The sequence below is a fragment of the Streptomyces sp. NPDC007983 genome (genome assembly GCF_042958345.1).
Taxonomy (GTDB): Bacteria; Actinomycetota; Actinomycetes; order Streptomycetales; family Streptomycetaceae; genus Streptomyces.
In genome coordinates this window covers 512,472-527,675 of the sequence record NZ_JBIBJI010000003.1, presented here as the reverse complement: position 1 = coordinate 527,675, position 15,204 = coordinate 512,472, and the positions used below count along the sequence as shown (strand labels likewise).

Genomic DNA, 15,204 nt, shown 5'->3' with positions numbered 1-15,204 from the left:
TTCGTCTGGTCGAGGAGCCGCCGCCGTGTCGCGCATGCCCGCCCTCTATCTCAGCCATGGTGCTCCGCCGCTCGCCGATGATCCGGTCTGGCCCGGACAGCTCGCCGCCTGGGCGGCGGACCTGCCCCGTCCCACCGCCATTTTGATGATCTCCGCGCACTGGGAGGAAGCCCCGCTCGCCATCGGCGCCACCGAAACGGTTCCGCTGGTCTACGACTTCTGGGGCTTCCCCGAGCACTACTACCGGGTCCGCTACGCCGCGCCCGGCGCGCCCGAGCTGGCCGAGCGCGTCCGCAAGACGCTGCGTACCGCGGGCACACCCGTCCAGGACATCCCCGACCGGGGGCTCGACCACGGTGCCTACGTACCGCTCGTCGAGATGTACCCGGACGCCGACATTCCCGTCCTCCAGGTCTCGATGCCGACCCTGGACCCGCGGAAGCTGATGGACATCGGCCGCAAGCTCGCCCCGCTGCGCGACGAGGGAGTGCTGATCGTCGGCAGCGGCTTCTTCACCCACAACCTGGCCGCGCTGCGCCACGCCGGCCCGACGCCGCCCGGCTGGTCGACCGAGTTCGACGACTGGGGGCGGCGCGCCCTCGCCGGGCAGGACATCGACGCCCTGCTCGACTTCGAGCACGCCTCCCCGAGCGGACCCCTCGCCCACCCGCGCACCGAGCACTTCGCCCCGCTGTTCGTCACGCTGGGCGCGGCGGAGTCGGAGCTGGACAGCCAGCGGAGCGTGATCGACGGCTTCTGGATGGGGCTGGCGAAGCGGTCGCTGCAGCTCGGCTGAGGCCCGGGCGGGCGGCTCTGCCCGGCGCTCCGCCCGTTCGGTCCGCTCATTCCTCCCGGGCGTGGAAGACGTAGAACGACACCGCCGCCATCGCCAGCGCCACCGCGAGGGCGATGACGGACGCCCGGGCCACCGTGGCCCCGCTCAGGCAGTACAGGAAGCCGATCACGCAGCCGAGGAGCGCTCCGTACAGCCCCGCCCGGACCTCCGGCAGCAGCCGCGCCTGGATCCGCCCGACCAGATAGCAGGCCGCGCCGACGAGGATCGCCCCCACCAGGCCGAGGAGCCCGGCGGCGAGCACGGTCGCGCCCTGGTTGTGGCCGATGAACATCGCGTAGCCGCCGCTGAGGACACCCAACACGACGGGGACCACCCAGGACGCGGAGGCGTGGAGCGGCGCGGCGGGGAGGCGCGGCCGGTGGCGCCCGCGCGCCGGGGTCGAGACGGAACCCTTCATGACAGGACTCATGGCAGGACCTCCTCCCCTCAAGCGCACACCCGCCCCGGGCCTCCGGCAACCGGTCCGGGCAACCAGAAGGCCATGGGATCCGTCTTGTGGAGTGGGAGGCGAGGTGGGAAGGCGGGGGAAGGTGGCTGCTCCGGCGCGATCGGCACCCCTGACCTGCGTTTCTCGACGCTGTCGCCTCCCGCTGAACCCCCTGTGGCGGCACAGGGTACTGCATGATCGTAAAAAGGTGGGCGCGGCTTGGGAATTCTGTCCGGATTCCAGTCGTTGTTTCCATCGGACGGGGCACCCGCCCAGGGAAGGTCCGTTCATAGTCCGCGCCCGATCCATCTGTAAGGGAGCACGCATGGCAACCCGTGCCGTCGCCCGCAATCAGGCCACCACCGGTGGTGCTGAGGGGGCCAACAGTGTTCGCGCCACAGGCGGGGAGATCGCCGATCGCGACCTGGTCGGCATGTATCTCGACGAGATCGCTCGCACCCCGTTGCTGGACGCGGCGAAGGAGGTCGAGCTGTCCCAGGCTGTCGAGGCGGGTGTATATGCCCAGCAGATTCTGGACGGGGAGGTCGAGGACGCCGGAGCCGCGGGCGCGAGCCGTGAGGAGCTCGAGGCCATCGCCGCCGAGGGCGCCCGCGCGAAGGATGTCTTCATCCGCTCGAATCTGCGCCTGGTCGTGGCCGTGGCCCGCCGTTATCCGCGCAGTGGTCTGCCCCTGCTGGACCTGATCCAGGAGGGCAACGCGGGCCTGGTGCGCGCCGTGGAGAAGTTCGACTACACCAAGGGCTTCAAGTTCTCGACGTATGCCACGTGGTGGATCCGCCAGGCCATCACGCGCTCGATCGCCGACCAGTCCCGCACGATCCGGCTGCCCGTCCACCTGGTCGAGGAGCTGGGCCGGATCCGCCGGGTGCAGCGTGAGTTCAACCGTGAGCACGGCCGCGAGCCGGAGCACCTGGAGATCGCCGAGGAGCTGGGCTCCACGCCGGAGCGGGTCTCGGACGTGCTCGACTGGGCGCGCGACCCGGTGAGCCTCAACATGTCGGTCGACGACGAGGGCGAGACCCAGTTCGGCGACCTGCTGGAGGACACCTCGGCCGTCTCGCCCGAGCAGTCGGTGATGACGCTGCTGCGCAGCGAGGAGCTGGAAGACCTCATCGGCCGCCTCGATGACCGGACCGCCTCCATCATCAAGGCGCGGTACGGCATCGATGACGGGCGGGAGCGCACGCTCACCGAGGTCGGCAAGCAGCATGGGCTCACACGTGAGCGCATCCGTCAGATCGAGAAGCACGCGCTGCTGGAACTGAAGAAGATGGCCCGTCAGACCGGCTTCGACGCCGCGGCCTGAGCCGCCGCGCCGCATGGATCCGACCGCACGTCACAGACCCCATAGACCGAGCCCCGGCGGACTCCCCCGAGCGCCGGGGCTCTTCCTTGCCTGATCGGGCGGCTCGTGATCGGGCTGCTCGCGTCGGGCTGCTCAGGCGGCGAAGCCGCCGTCCACGGCGATCGACGCCCCGCTGATGTAGCGGCCGCTCTCGCCCGCGAGATGGGCGACGGTCGCGGCCACCTCCGAGGGCAGTCCGTAGCGGCCGAGCGCGGTCAAGCCGCTTTGCATGGCGGCGCTCTCGCCGTCGGCGGGGTTCATGTCGGTGTCGATCGGGCCGGGGTGGATCAGGTTGACGGTGATCCCGCGCGGGCCCAGCTCACGGGCGAGCGCCTTGGTCAGGCCGGTCAGGGCGGTTTTGCTGGTCGCGTAGAGGCTGCCGCCGGGGAAGGCGACGCGCTCGGCCATGCAGCTGCCGATGTTGATGATCCGCCCGCCGTCGGCCATCCGCTCGACCGCCGCCTGGGCGGTCAGGAACGGTGCCCGGACGTTGACGTCCAGGACGCGGTCCACGTCCTCCAGCGACAGCTCGGTGATCGGGCCGAGCGCTCCCACGCCCGCGTTGTTCACCACGATGTCCAGGCGCCCGAACTCGGCTGCGGCCCCGGCCACGGCCGCCCGCACCGCCGCCGGGTCCGCGCTGTCCGCCCGTACGGCCAGGGCCCGGCGGCCCAGCGCCTTGATCCGTTCGACGAGGTCCGCCGCCCGGTCGGCCTGATGGTGATAGGTGAGGGCGACATCGGCGCCGTCCTCGGCGAGCCGGAGGGCGATGGCCTCGCCGATACCGCGGCTGCCTCCGGTGATCAGGGCCACCTTGCCGTCGAGTGTCATGTCCGCTCCCGGATGCGAAGAATGCGATGAAGATGAGGGATGCCCGGATGTGCTGTGATGCCCTCGGACATGACTGATCCTGGCGGGGCGCGCCGGGGATCGGGCCCAGGCTTTCGAAGCTGGCCCGAGTCTGTCCGGTCGAGTTTGTTTCGTGCCCGAGTCTGTTTACTTTCCGGAAGTGGCGACGTAATCTGGCCGCGAAATCACAGGTTCGGGCATGGAAGGGACGTAAACCCACATGTACGCACCGGAGCGTCAGCAGGAGATCCTCCGGCTCGCCCGCGACAGCGGACGGGTGGATGTCCTGTCCCTCGCCGAGGAGTTCCAGGTCACCGCCGAGACCGTACGGCGCGATCTGCGGGCCCTCGACCGGGCCGGTCTGGTGCGCCGCGTGCACGGGGGCGCGATCCCGGCCGGACGTCTCGACTTCGAGCCCGACCTCGCCGAGCGCGAGAGCACCGCCGCCGACGAGAAGGACCGCATCGCGCGCGCCGCCCTCGCCGAACTCCCCGCTGACGGCAGCGTGATCATCGACGCCGGGTCGACGGCGGCCCGGTTCGCCGCCGCCATCCCCCTGGAAGCCGGGCTCACCGTGGTCACGCACGCGCTGCCGATCGCGGCCCGCCTCGCCGACCACCCCGGTATCGCCCTGCACCTGGTCGGCGGCCGGGTCCGCCACCGCACCCGGGCCGCCGTCGACGCCTGGGCACTGCGCGGCTACGGCGAGATCAGGGCCGATGTGGTCTTCCTCGCCACCAACGGCTTCTCACCGGACAGCGGGCTGACCACCCCCGACCTCGCGGAGGCCGCCGTCAAGCGCGCCATGATCGGCGCCGCCCGCCGGGTCGTGCTGCTCGCCGACTCCGGCAAGTTCGGCCAGGAGCACTTCGCCCGCTTCGGCGGCCTCGACCATGTCGACCTGCTCATCACGGACACCGGTCTCAGCCCACAGGACGCCCTCGCCATCGAAAAGCAGGGCACGGAAGTAGTACGCGCATGATCCTCACCGTCACCCCCAATCCCAGCCTGGACCGTACGTACGAGATCCCGGCGCTGGAGCGCGGCGCCGTGCTGCGGGCCACCACCGACCGGGTCGACCCCGGCGGCAAGGGCGTCAACGTCTCGCGCGCCGTGGCCGCCGCCGGGCACCGCACCGTGGCCGCGCTGCCGCTCGGCGGCCCCGAGGGCGCGCTGCTGGCACGGCTGCTCGAAGAGCTGGGCATCGAGGCGGCGGGCGTGCCGGTGCGCGGCTCGACCCGGGTCAACATCTCCGTCGCCGAGCCGGACGGCACCCTCACCAAGCTCAACGCGAGCGGTCCCGAGCTGAGCGACACCGAGGCCGAGGCCCTGCTGGAGGCGGTACGGAACCGGGTCGCCGACGCCGACTGGATCGCCTGCTGCGGCAGCCTTCCGCGCGGGCTCGCCCCCGAGTGGTACGCCGAGCTGGTCGCCCGGGCCCACAGCGCGGGGGCCAGGATCGCCCTGGACACCTCCGGCCCCTCCCTGACCGCGGCCCTGCGCGAGCGCCCCGATGTGGTGAAGCCCAACGCCGAGGAACTCGCCCAGGCCGTCGGCCGCCCGATCGCCACCGTGGGCGAGGCGGTCAAGGCCGCCGAGGAGCTGCGCGAGCTGGGTGCCCGCGCCGTCCTGGCCAGCCTCGGCGCCGACGGCCAGCTGCTGGTCGACGGGACCGGTGTCTACTTCGGCACGGCCAAGGTCGCGACCGTCCGCAGTAATGTCGGTGCGGGCGATGCCTCGCTCGCCGGATTCCTCGCCGCGGGCGGCACCGGAGCCGCCGCGCTCGCCTCGGCCGTGGCCCATGGCGCGGCCGCCGTACAGCTGCCGGGCAGCGCGATGCCGACCCCGGCCGACCTGGACCCGTCCGCCGTCACCACGACGTCGGACGTCCCGCTGGAACGCGTGCTCAAGGAGCCCGCGTGACCGGCCCGACCCACTCCCACCCCCCAGTCCCCACCCCCTCCGCCCGCCTGCCCCAGGGCGGTATAGCACCCAAGGGAGCCGCGAGATGAGTGAGCTGATCACCGCGGATCTGGTCGACCTTGACCTGTCCGCCGACACCAAGGAAGCCGCCGCCCGGTCGCTCGCCGAGCGCATGGTCGCGGCGGGCCGGGTCACCGACCTCGACGGCTTCCTCGCCGACGTGGCGGCCCGCGAGGAGCAGATGCCGACCGGCCTGGACGGCGGCATCGGCATACCCCACTGCCGCAGCGAGCATGTCACCGAGCCGACGCTGGCCTTCGGGCGCAGCACGACCCGGATCGACTTCGGCGCGCCGGACGGACCGGCCGACCTGATCTTCCTGATCGCGGCCCCCGCGGGTGCCGACAGCGATCACCTGACGATCCTGTCCAGCCTCGCCCGTTCTTTGATGAACGCCGAATTCACCGGCGCCCTGCGGGCCGCCGACGACCCGGCCCGGGCGGCCGCCCTGATCCGCGGTGACGAGGAACCGTCCGCAGCCCCGGACAGCGCCGCGGCCGGCGCCCCGGACAGCGCCGCGGAGGAGCCCGCGGCCGAGGAGCCGAAGGACGCGGCGAACGGCCCGGCGGAGCCGACCGGGGCCTCCGAGCCGACCGGGGCCGCGCCCGCACCGGCGGCCGCGGCGGCGCCCTTCCGGATCGTCGCCGTCACCTCGTGTCCCACCGGCATCGCGCACACCTACATGGCCGCCGAGTCGCTGGAGAACGCCGCCCGTGAGGCCGGTGTCGAGCTGGTCGTGGAGACCCAGGGCTCGGCCGGGTTCGAGAAGCTGCCCGCCGCCACCATCGCCGCCGCCGACGCGGTGATCTTCGCCCATGACGTGGAGGTCCGGGACAAGGAGCGGTTCGCCGGGAAGCCGACGGTGGACGTCGGAGTCAAGGCGGGCATCAACCGCCCGGCCGAGCTGGTGGCCGAGGCGCGCGACAAGGCGGCGCGCGGCGAGACCAGCGCACCGGCGGACGCGGCCGGTGACGCCTCGGACGGCTCCGCCCCGATGGACGCGGGCGGCGACCACTTCGGTACCCGGCTGCGCAAGTGGCTGATGACGGGCGTCAGCTACATGGTCCCGTTCGTCGCCGCGGGTGGTCTGCTCATCGCGCTCGCCTTCGCGATCGGCGGCTACGAGATCGCCAACGCCAAGTCGGTCGCGGACCACTTCGTGTGGACCGAGACCGCCAGCTGGGCGGCGCTGCTCTTCCAGATCGGCAGCGCGGCCTTCACCTTCCTGGTGCCGGTCCTGGCCGGGTACATCGCCTACGGCATGGCCGACCGGCCCGGGCTCGTGCCCGGCTTCGTCGGCGGCTTCATCGCGACCACGATCAAGGCGGGCTTCCTCGGCGGTCTGGTCGCGGGCCTGATCGCGGGCGCGGTCGTCATGGGCATCCAGCGGTTCAAGGTCCCGGCGGCACTGCGCGGCATCATGCCGGTCGTGGTGATCCCGCTGATCTCCTCGGCGGTCGTCGGCTTCCTGATGTTCGTGGTGATCGGCAAGCCCATCGCCTCCGCCCAGGGGGCGATGACCGACTGGCTCAACGGGCTCTCCGGCGCCAACGCCATCGGGCTCGGCGTGATCCTCGGCCTGATGATGTGCTTCGACCTCGGCGGCCCGGTCAACAAGGTCGCGTACGCCTTCGCCACCGGCGGCATCGCGGTGTCCAACCCGAGCGACGGCAGCCTCAAGATCATGGCCGCGGTGATGGCGGCCGGTATGGTCCCGCCGCTGGCGATGGCGCTGGCCACCACCGTGCGCGGGAAGCTGTTCACCAAGACCGAGCGGGAGAACGGCAAGGCCGCCTGGGTGCTGGGCGCCTCCTTCATCAGCGAGGGCGCCATTCCGTTCGCGGCGGCGGACCCGCTGCGGGTGATCCCCTCCTCGATGGTGGGCGGCGCGATCACCGGTGCGCTGTCGATGGCCTTCGGCTGCACGCTGCGCGCCCCGCACGGCGGCATCTTCGTGGTCCCGCTGATCGGCCAGCCGTTCCTCTACCTGCTGGCCATCGTGGCGGGCACGGTGGTGACGGCCGGACTGGTGGTCTTCCTCAAGGGGCTGCGGAAGAAGGCGGAGGCCGGTGCCACGGCCACGGCCGGTGGCGACGCCTCCGCGAAGGGCGCCGCCGGGGACGAGGAGAAGGTGGCGGTCGCGGTCTGACCCCATCTCAGCCATCCCCCACCCCATCCGTGGCGAGGCCGCGCGCAGCGTAGTAGGCGCTGAGCGCGGCCTCGCTGCCTGAGCCCATCGCGGTCGCGATCCGCTGGAAGCGGGCGGAGCGCAGATCACCGGCAGTACGGATGCGTGGGGGCTGACGCCCGGGCGGACAGTAACCGGACGCGCCGGTGACGAGGGACCCGGTGGGCGGCGCCGGGGCGCTGCCCAGGTTCAGGAACACCAGGTCGGCCGAGAGGGCATGCCGCTCGCCCGCGACGGTCAGTGCATCGGCCCGCGGCGGCGCCGACGGCGGCCCCAACTCCAGCCGCCGCACGGCCACCAGCTCCACCCGGGCGTCCTGCCCGATCTCCTCGGTCTTGTAGGCGTCCTCGGGCGGATGGGCGACCAGGAACCGGGCCCGCAGGTCCGGATGGGCGCGGGTGAGGGTGCCCAGTGGGCGGTCCGCGCCGAGGACCAGAACCGTGCGGCCGGTGATCGCCGCGGCGTCCGCCTCCCACAGCTGGGGCAGCTCCCGGCCCTCCGCTCCTGCGAGCCACTTGGCGGCGGCGGGCCCAAGCGGCCCCACCCCGGTGGCGACGACGGCATACGGCGCGGTCAGCCGCGCGCCGGCCACCCCCGGCCCGTCGACCGTCACCTCCACCCGGTCCTCGAACGCGTCGATCCGCACGGCCCGCCGCCCGAGTGCGACCCGGCAGAGGTCACACCGCTCCACGTCGGCCTCGATCGCCGCCGCCATCCCCGGACCGGTGGTGAAGCCCAGGACATTGCTCACCACCGGGATACGCCGCAGCGCACCGCACAGCACGTCGCCCGACTCGACGAGGACGGACCGCATCCCGAGGCTCGCCGCCATCACGGCGGCCGCACAGCCCGCCGGACCGCCGCCGACAACCAGCAGATCGGCATCCATGGTGATCCCCCTTCCTCTCAGCCCTCTCAGCCCTTCTCGGTCCCACTCGGGCCCTCTCGCCCGCCCGACGGACATCCGCTCAGAACGGTCCGCCGTACAGATCCCGGTACGCGGGGAAGACCCCGCCCGGGCCGTCCACGCCCTCCGCCGCCAGCACCGCCTTGACCACGGCCCGGGTGAGCGCGTCCGCCCCGGCCGCCAGCACCTCGTTCAGCGCCCCGGCCTCCCGGTGCACCCCGAACGCCGGATCCTCCGCATCACCCCCGCTCTCCTCCGGCACCAGCGGGCGATCACCGGTGGCCAGGGCGAAGACGGTGTCACCGTCGGACATCAGATGCACCGGCCGGATCGCCCGGGCCAGACCGTCGTGCGCCGTGCCCGCGAGCTTGTGCGCCTGGGCCCGGGTGAGCGCGGCGTCGGTGGCGACCACGGCCAGGGTCGTGTTCAGCGGAGGCCGCACCGATGCGGCCTGGCGCCGCTCCGACTCGGCTCGCGCGGCGGCCAGGCGGCGCGCCGCCTCCGCGTGCTCCTCCTCGCCGGGGCGGTGGGGCCCACCGTCACCGGACGGCTCATACTCCTGCCCGTACAGCGCTCCGGTCCGCGGGTCGACCACCGATCCGACCGCGTTGACCGCCACCAGCGCGGCCACCGTGACACCGGACGGCAGCACCAGCGATGCCGATCCCGTGCCGCCCTTGAGCCCACCGGCCACCGCGCCCGCGCCCGCACCCGCGTTGCCCTGCGCCACCGGTGCGCCCGGCTCCGAGCGGGCCGCCGCCTCGGCGGCCTCCCGGCCCAGGTCGGCACCCGGCCGGGCCCGCCAGTCGCCGCCCCGGCCGAGGTCGAAGAGGGCGGCCGCCGGGACGACCGGGACGACCTGCGCCGGATCGGGGCCGACCCGGAAGCCGCGGCCGTGCTCCTCCAGCCAGCCGGCCACGCCCGAGGCGCTGTCCAGGCCGAACGCGCTGCCCCCGGTCAGCACGACGGCGTCCACGCGCTGGACGAGATTGCGCGGATCGAGGGCGTCGGACTCCCGGGTGCCCGGGCCGCCGCCGCGCACATCGACGGCGGCGACCGCGCCGCCCTCGGGGGCCAGCACGACGGTCGTTCCGGTCAGCCATCCGCCTCCGGTGCGCTGCGCATGGCCGACGCGCACCCCGGGTACATCCGTCAGTGCGTCGGTCCGGCCGGGTTGCGGGGAGTCATGGGTGGTTCGCTCGGCATCCATGAACGCTATGCGTAGCACGGTAGCTCGTGTCATGGTCGGGCACCGAGGCGTGACCGGCCCCGGAACGAGGGCCCTCACGAGCGCCTCCGGGCGGCGTGCGCCGGGCCATCTCCGCCTCATATAGCGGTCGTTCATCAGATGTTGATGACGAGCCAGCAGGCTGTGCGGTATGCCGTTCGTCCCCGCCTCAAGGAATACCGCCGTGCCCCGTACCTCCCGGACGGAGGAGCTCCCGACCCTGGCCGCCGCCACGCGGCAGACCTCCCGGGTGGCCCTCCGGTGGATCAGCGAGCCCGACTGCACCGAGGAGCTGACCCACGCCGAACTGCTCGACCAGGCCGCCAGGGCCGCCGCCGCCCTCACCCGGCTCGGGGTCCGGGCCGGTGACCGGGTGGCGGTCCATCTGCCGCTGGTGCCCGAATCCGTGATCGCCACGCTCGCCTGCGGCCGCCTCGACGTCGTACGCGGCAGCCTGCCGGTGGGACTGCGCCCGCACGAACTGCGCGACCGGATCAGGGAGATGGACGCCAAGATCGTCATCACCGCGGACGGGGAACAGCGCTGCGGTGAGCAGCACCCGCTCAAGCAGCTCGTCGACCGGGCGCTCACCGGCTGCCCCGGCGTCCGGAACGTACTGGTCGTGCACCGCCTCGGCCGCCCGGTGTCCTGGAAGCCGGGCCGGGACCTGTGGTGGCACGACGAGCTCGGCCGGTACACCGAACCGCTGCCGCGGTCGTACGCTTGAGCCATGAGCGATGCCCCCGACCCAGGACCGCGCGATCCGGCCGCCGCGCTGATCTTCGACGACCCTCTGGCGCAGCCGTCCTCGGACGACACGGACCGCGGGTGGGGCGAGCGGACTCCCGGCGGACACAGCGCCGACAGCGCCGCGGATCTGGCCCGGTTCCTCGACGAGAAGCCGCCCCACCACCTCTGACCGAGCAGGCGCTCGATCAGGTGCTGGGGCCGCCTTCGCGGCGGGCCACCAGCTCGTCCCGGATCTCGCGGAGCAGCATGATCTCCTCGGCCTCCGTCTCGGCCTGCTCCTCCTCCGCCTGCTGCTCCCGGGCGGCCTTGCGCGCAAGATAGCGCGACATCGGCAGCACCATCAGGAAATACACCACCGCCGCGGTGATGAGGAAGGTCAGCACGGCGGACAGCACGCTGCCCCAGAGGATCGGGATGCCCTTCACCACCTCGCCCGCCGCGTTCGTCTCGCAGGGCGCCTTGAGGCAGGAGCGGTACTTCTCCAGGTCCTTCGTGCCGAAGGCGCCGACTATGGGATTGATCAAGCCCTTCACTATGGAGTTCACGACGGCGGTGAAGGCGGCTCCGATGACGACCGCGACCGCGAGGTCGATCACATTGCCGCGCATCAGGAAGGCCTTGAAGCCCTCCAGGACGCTCTGCTTCTCCTCGGGCACCTTCTCTGTGCTCAACCCACTGCCTTTCTCTCGCCGCCACGGTGCAGGAGCGGACGGTTCCGCAACCTACACCGGCGTCGATTCGGCCCATGAGGTGAGGCATGCGTGTCAGGAGCGGCACAGGGTCACCGCCAGACGTGAGGTGGCCTCGGCCCCGGCGAGTGCGGCGGCGGCCGGACGCGGCACTCTGAGCACCACCAGCGCCCCGGCATCCGGCTCGTCCACCTCGACCGCCGGCGGATCACCGCCCCGGAGGCCGGGGACGGAGGCCACCCGGACCCCGCGCGCGACCACCCGCGCCGGGGCACCGGAGCCGCGGCGCCGGACGGCGTCGGACGCGGGCGCGGCCAGCACGTCCACCCGGTCGCCGGGGTGCAGCAGCCGCACCGCCGCCGCGTCGGCGATCCGGACGGGTGCGGACACCGTGGCGGGGCGCGACGGCTCGTACCGGCTCCCGGCCGCGGTGGTGGGGGAGGGCTCGGGGCGCTCGGAGCCCTGACCGGACGGTGCCGCGGCGGCGAGCGCGGCGGCCGTCAGTGCCAGCCCGGCCGCCATCGAGCGCCGCCGTCGCCGCACGAATCGCCGCAGCCGGTATCCGCCGTCGCGCGCCACCCGCACCGGACCGAAGCGTGGCACCGCGCGGGCCGGGGGAGTGGCGCGGGCCGGCGGAGAAGACGCGCGGAGCGGGGATGCAGGGGACGAGGACGCGGGTGACGGGGGCGGGGACGCGGGGGACGGGGAGAACGGATGGGACATGGCACAACACCGCCTGCCGTGAGGAGCCGGGAGCTTCTGGCTCCTTCACCATGCCCGGCCCCGCCCGATCCCGCCGGGGCCTGTGGACGGCCGCCGCCTTGTGGACAACTCGGTCCCCCACACGAGCGCGCACCCGTCCCAGCCCCGCCCGCTACGGCAGCTCTATCCCCAGTTCCCAGCCCTCGTGCCCGTGCGCGCACAGGCAGTCCCGGTCGGTGTTGTCCGGAAGGCCGCTCACCGCGTCGAAGAGCACCTCGCGCAGCCGCCCGACGTTCTCGCCGAACACCTTCAGCACCTCGGCGTGCGAGACGCCCTCACCCGTCTCCACTCCCGCGTCCAGATCGGTGACCAGCGTCAACGACGTGTAGCACAGCCCCAGTTCGCGGGCGAGCACCGCTTCCGGATGCCCCGTCATCCCGACCACCGACCAGCCCTGGGCGGCGTGCCAGCGCGATTCCGCCCGCGTGGAGAAGCGCGGCCCTTCGACCACGCACATCGTCCCGCCGTCCACCGGTTCCCAGCCGCGTCCGCGTGCCGCCGCCACCGCGGCCTGCCGCCCCACCGGGCAGTACGGGTCGGCGAAAGTCGTGTGCACCACGTTCGGCACCCGCCCGTCCGGAAGCGGCTCACCGTCGAAGAAGGTCTGGGTACGTGCCTTGGTGCGGTCCACCAGCTGGTCCGGTACCAGCAGCGTCCCCGGCCCGTACTCCGGCCGCAGTCCGCCCACGGCGCACGGTCCGAACACCTGCCGCACCCCAGCCGCGCGCAGGGCCCACAGGTTGGCGCGGTAGTTGATCCGGTGCGGCGGCAGATGGTGCTTGCGCCCGTGCCGGGGCAGGAAGGCGACCCGCCGCCCCGCGATGTCGCCGAGGAAGAGCGAATCGCTCGGAGCCCCATAGGGAGTCTCCATGGTGATCTCGGTCACGTCGTCGAGGAAGGCGTAGAACCCCGACCCTCCGATGACCCCTATGTCTGCGTGTGCGCTGCTCGTCTCGGCCATGCGATCACCCTAGCCAGCCCCGGCCGGCGGCGCCGGAACGCACCGCGCCCCCGCGGCTTCCCCGAGGGGAGCGGGCGGGGGCGCGGTGCGTACGAGGTCAGGCGGCCGAGCTGGTGCTGCTCGACGATGACGACGACGAAGAAGAAGACGCCGACGACGAAGACGACGAAGACCCCGAGGAGGTGTCCGAGGAGGAGGACGAAGACGACGAGGTCTTGTCCGACGATGAGTCGCTGTCGCTCTTCGCCGCGGGCTTCGCCGAGCCGCCGCTCGAGCCGCTGGACGAGGAGCGGCTGTCGTTCCGGTAGAAGCCGGAGCCCTTGAAGACGATGCCGACCGCGGAGAACACCTTCTTCAGGCGCCCCTGGCACTGGGGGCATTCGGTGAGCGCGTCGTCGGTGAACTTCTGCACCGCCTCGAGGCCCTCGCCGCACTCGGTGCACTGGTACTGGTAGGTCGGCACGTACTTCCTCCTGGCACTCTCACTCATTGAGTGCTAACGACGCTCCATAGTGCAGTATTCCGGCCCGCCAGTCCACTGCGGTACGGCATACGGTGACCTACGCCACGCCGTCGGCCATTGTCGTCAGCCATTGCTGCCAGCCGCCCCGGTGCCCAGCCAGCCCGCCAGCTTGCCGCCCCGGCCGACCGCCCGCAGCCGCTGTTCGGCCGCGTCCCGCACCGGGTCGGTGGCCACGACCAGGAGTTCGTCACCGCGCCGCAGCACGGTCGAGGGCAGGGGGACGAAACTGGAGCCGTCCCGGACGACGAGGGTGACCGCGGCCCCGGGTGGCAGCCGCAGCTCGGCGACCTCCACCCCGTGCATCCGGGAGTCCTTGGGGATCGACACCGACAGCAGATGCCCGCGCAGCCGCTCCAGCGGCGCCGATTCGATGCCCAGGTCCGCGGTGCCCTCCGTCTCCTCCAGCTGCAGCCGGGTGGCGAGCCAGGGCAGCGTCGGCCCCTGGATCAGGGTGTAGATGATCACCAGGACGAAGACGATGTTGAAGACCCGGCGGCTGTCGGGCACCGTGCCGACCATGGGGATGGTGGCGAGCACGATGGGCACCGCGCCGCGCAGCCCGGCCCAGGACAGCAGCGCCTTCTCCCGCCACGCCACCCGGAACGGCATCGTGCTGACCACCACCGACACCGGCCGGGCGACCACGGTCAGCACCAGGCCGACGACGACGGCCGGCCAGATGTCGTCGGCCAGTTCGTGCGGCGTCACCAGCAGTCCGAGCAGGATGAACATGCCGATCTGGGCGAGCCAGCCGAGCCCCTCGGCGAAACCGCGGGTGGCCGGCCAGTGGGGCAGCTTCGCGTTGCCCATGACGAGCGCGGCGAGGTAGACGGCGAGGAAGCCGGAGCCGTGTGCCAGCGCCCCGCCCGCGTACGCGACGACCGCGATGGCCATCACCGCGATCGGGTACAGACCCGAGGCGGGCAGCGCCACCCGGCGCAGGCCGTACGAGCCGAGCCAGCCGATCGCCAGTCCGACGGCGGCGCCGATCGCCAGCTCCAGCGCTATCTCGCCGATCATGACGTACCAGTGGTTGATCGGACCCTGGCTGGAGAAGGCGACGACCAGGATCACCACCGGGGCGTCGTTGAAGCCCGATTCGGCCTCCAGGATGCCGGTGAGCCGCTTGGGCAGCGGCACCTTGCGCAGCACGGAGAAGACCGCCGCCGCGTCCGTGGAGGACACCACCGCGCCGATGATCAGCGCCTGCCGCCAGTCCAGCCCCACCACATAGTGCGCCGCCGCCGCGGTGACCCCCACGCTCACCGCGACGCCCGCGGTCGACAGCACGGCGGCCGTCGGCAGCGCGGGTTTGATTTCACGCCACTTGGTGCCCAGGCCGCCCTCGGCCAGGATCACCACCAGCGCGGCGTAGCCGATGACCTGCGTCAGTTCGGCGTTGTTGAAGGTGACGCCGAGCCCGTCCGTACCGAGGGCGACGCCCATCCCGAGGTAGAGCAGCAGGGTGGGCAGCCCGCTGCGCGAGGAGATCCTTACGGCCGCCACCGCGACGAGCAGGACGAGAGAGCAGACCAGCAGCAGTTCATTGAGGTGGTGGACAGTCAGGGGCCGAACCTTTCTCACATGAGCGGCGGGAGGACCTTCGGGGACGAGATGAACGGTTCCCGGCCGACCGGAACTTCATTGCCTTACCTAACATTTTACGGGTTCTTGACGCGGGCCTTCCACACGGGCCGCCCGCGGAGGTGCGGGAG

Annotated in this window: 16 protein-coding genes; 7 read left to right on the top strand and 9 right to left on the bottom strand. The window is 72.5% G+C overall.

Annotated elements, in window-relative coordinates:
* Positions 1 to 34 precede the first annotated feature (34 nt).
* Complete coding sequence (locus ACFZCY_RS11445; protein ID WP_391172125.1) at positions 35 to 796, top strand: dioxygenase; 762 nt, start codon at positions 35 to 37, stop codon at positions 794 to 796.
* Between the two features lie 46 nt (positions 797 to 842).
* Here ACFZCY_RS11445 and ACFZCY_RS11440 read toward each other — a convergent pair whose 3' ends face one another.
* Entirely contained in the window at positions 843 to 1,265 is a 423-nt protein-coding gene (locus tag ACFZCY_RS11440) for a hypothetical protein (protein WP_391171333.1), read from the bottom strand.
* 343 nt (positions 1,266 to 1,608) lie between these two features.
* Between ACFZCY_RS11440 and ACFZCY_RS11435 the strand changes: the two genes are divergently transcribed.
* Positions 1,609 to 2,610, top strand: coding sequence for a sigma-70 family RNA polymerase sigma factor (locus tag ACFZCY_RS11435; protein WP_391171331.1), 1,002 nt, complete (start codon positions 1,609 to 1,611; stop codon positions 2,608 to 2,610).
* Positions 2,611 to 2,742: 132 nt separating this feature from the next.
* On the opposite strand, the gene ACFZCY_RS11430 is transcribed toward ACFZCY_RS11435, so the two are convergent.
* Positions 2,743 to 3,480: an SDR family oxidoreductase gene (locus ACFZCY_RS11430; protein WP_391171329.1), complete on the bottom strand. Its 738-nt coding sequence runs from the start codon at positions 3,478 to 3,480 to the stop codon at positions 2,743 to 2,745.
* A gap of 238 nt (positions 3,481 to 3,718) precedes the next feature.
* On the opposite strand from ACFZCY_RS11430, the gene ACFZCY_RS11425 reads away from it, so the two are divergent.
* From ACFZCY_RS11425 to ACFZCY_RS11415, 3 genes are all read left to right on the top strand, one after another.
* Positions 3,719 to 4,480 carry a DeoR family transcriptional regulator gene (locus ACFZCY_RS11425; protein WP_391171327.1) on the top strand — a complete coding sequence of 254 codons (762 nt, stop codon included), beginning with the start codon at positions 3,719 to 3,721 and terminating at the stop codon, positions 4,478 to 4,480.
* Positions 4,477 to 5,421, top strand: a complete 945-nt coding sequence (pfkB, locus tag ACFZCY_RS11420; protein ID WP_391171325.1) for a 1-phosphofructokinase — start codon at positions 4,477 to 4,479, stop codon at positions 5,419 to 5,421. Before ACFZCY_RS11425 ends, pfkB begins: the two co-directional genes overlap by 4 nt.
* Positions 5,422 to 5,506: 85 nt before the next feature.
* The gene (locus ACFZCY_RS11415; protein ID WP_391171323.1) at positions 5,507 to 7,630 is read left to right on the top strand and encodes a fructose-specific PTS transporter subunit EIIC; all 2,124 of its coding nucleotides are present in this window, start codon (positions 5,507 to 5,509) and stop codon (positions 7,628 to 7,630) included.
* Between the two features lie 7 nt (positions 7,631 to 7,637).
* On the opposite strand, the gene ACFZCY_RS11410 is transcribed toward ACFZCY_RS11415, so the two are convergent.
* Positions 7,638 to 8,558 carry an FAD-dependent oxidoreductase gene (locus ACFZCY_RS11410; protein ID WP_391171321.1) on the bottom strand — a complete coding sequence of 307 codons (921 nt, stop codon included), beginning with the start codon at positions 8,556 to 8,558 and terminating at the stop codon, positions 7,638 to 7,640.
* Positions 8,559 to 8,637: 79 nt separating this feature from the next.
* A complete protein-coding gene (locus ACFZCY_RS11405) occupies positions 8,638 to 9,786 on the bottom strand; it encodes a P1 family peptidase (protein WP_391171319.1) in 1,149 nt (382 codons plus the stop codon).
* A gap of 202 nt (positions 9,787 to 9,988) precedes the next feature.
* On the opposite strand from ACFZCY_RS11405, the gene ACFZCY_RS11400 reads away from it, so the two are divergent.
* Both ACFZCY_RS11400 and ACFZCY_RS11395 read left to right on the top strand, forming a co-directional pair.
* Complete coding sequence (locus tag ACFZCY_RS11400) at positions 9,989 to 10,531, top strand: AMP-binding protein (RefSeq protein WP_391171317.1); 543 nt, start codon at positions 9,989 to 9,991, stop codon at positions 10,529 to 10,531.
* Positions 10,532 to 10,534: 3 nt separating this feature from the next.
* The gene (locus ACFZCY_RS11395) at positions 10,535 to 10,723 is read left to right on the top strand and encodes a hypothetical protein (protein WP_391171315.1); all 189 of its coding nucleotides are present in this window, start codon (positions 10,535 to 10,537) and stop codon (positions 10,721 to 10,723) included.
* 16 nt (positions 10,724 to 10,739) lie between these two features.
* On the opposite strand, the gene mscL is transcribed toward ACFZCY_RS11395, so the two are convergent.
* From mscL to ACFZCY_RS11370, 5 genes are all read right to left on the bottom strand, one after another.
* Positions 10,740 to 11,225, bottom strand: a complete 486-nt coding sequence (gene mscL, locus ACFZCY_RS11390) for a large conductance mechanosensitive channel protein MscL (RefSeq protein WP_391171313.1) — start codon at positions 11,223 to 11,225, stop codon at positions 10,740 to 10,742.
* Positions 11,226 to 11,318: 93 nt separating this feature from the next.
* On the bottom strand, positions 11,319 to 11,828 hold the full coding sequence (locus ACFZCY_RS11385) for an RcpC/CpaB family pilus assembly protein (RefSeq protein WP_391171311.1): 510 nt from the start codon (positions 11,826 to 11,828) through the stop codon (positions 11,319 to 11,321).
* A 289-nt stretch (positions 11,829 to 12,117) separates the two neighbouring features.
* On the bottom strand, positions 12,118 to 12,966 hold the full coding sequence (locus ACFZCY_RS11380) for an S-methyl-5'-thioadenosine phosphorylase (protein WP_391171309.1): 849 nt from the start codon (positions 12,964 to 12,966) through the stop codon (positions 12,118 to 12,120).
* 97 nt (positions 12,967 to 13,063) lie between these two features.
* Entirely contained in the window at positions 13,064 to 13,429 is a 366-nt protein-coding gene (locus ACFZCY_RS11375; protein WP_391171307.1) for an FmdB family zinc ribbon protein, read from the bottom strand.
* A gap of 123 nt (positions 13,430 to 13,552) precedes the next feature.
* The gene (locus tag ACFZCY_RS11370; protein WP_391171305.1) at positions 13,553 to 15,073 is read right to left on the bottom strand and encodes a potassium/proton antiporter; all 1,521 of its coding nucleotides are present in this window, start codon (positions 15,071 to 15,073) and stop codon (positions 13,553 to 13,555) included.
* Positions 15,074 to 15,204 lie beyond the last annotated feature (131 nt).

Coding starts and splice junctions, on each gene's coding strand:
- ACFZCY_RS11445 (WP_391172125.1), top strand. CDS start 35: ATGCCCGCCCTCTATCTCAGCCATGGTGCTCCGCCGCTCGCCGATGAT.
- ACFZCY_RS11440 (WP_391171333.1), bottom strand. CDS start 1,265: ATGAGTCCTGTCATGAAGGGTTCCGTCTCGACCCCGGCGCGCGGGCGC.
- ACFZCY_RS11435 (WP_391171331.1), top strand. CDS start 1,609: ATGGCAACCCGTGCCGTCGCCCGCAATCAGGCCACCACCGGTGGTGCT.
- ACFZCY_RS11430 (WP_391171329.1), bottom strand. CDS start 3,480: ATGACACTCGACGGCAAGGTGGCCCTGATCACCGGAGGCAGCCGCGGT.
- ACFZCY_RS11425 (WP_391171327.1), top strand. CDS start 3,719: ATGTACGCACCGGAGCGTCAGCAGGAGATCCTCCGGCTCGCCCGCGAC.
- pfkB (WP_391171325.1), top strand. CDS start 4,477: ATGATCCTCACCGTCACCCCCAATCCCAGCCTGGACCGTACGTACGAG.
- ACFZCY_RS11415 (WP_391171323.1), top strand. CDS start 5,507: ATGAGTGAGCTGATCACCGCGGATCTGGTCGACCTTGACCTGTCCGCC.
- ACFZCY_RS11410 (WP_391171321.1), bottom strand. CDS start 8,558: ATGGATGCCGATCTGCTGGTTGTCGGCGGCGGTCCGGCGGGCTGTGCG.
- ACFZCY_RS11405 (WP_391171319.1), bottom strand. CDS start 9,786: ATGGATGCCGAGCGAACCACCCATGACTCCCCGCAACCCGGCCGGACC.
- ACFZCY_RS11395 (WP_391171315.1), top strand. CDS start 10,535: ATGAGCGATGCCCCCGACCCAGGACCGCGCGATCCGGCCGCCGCGCTG.
- ACFZCY_RS11380 (WP_391171309.1), bottom strand. CDS start 12,966: ATGGCCGAGACGAGCAGCGCACACGCAGACATAGGGGTCATCGGAGGG.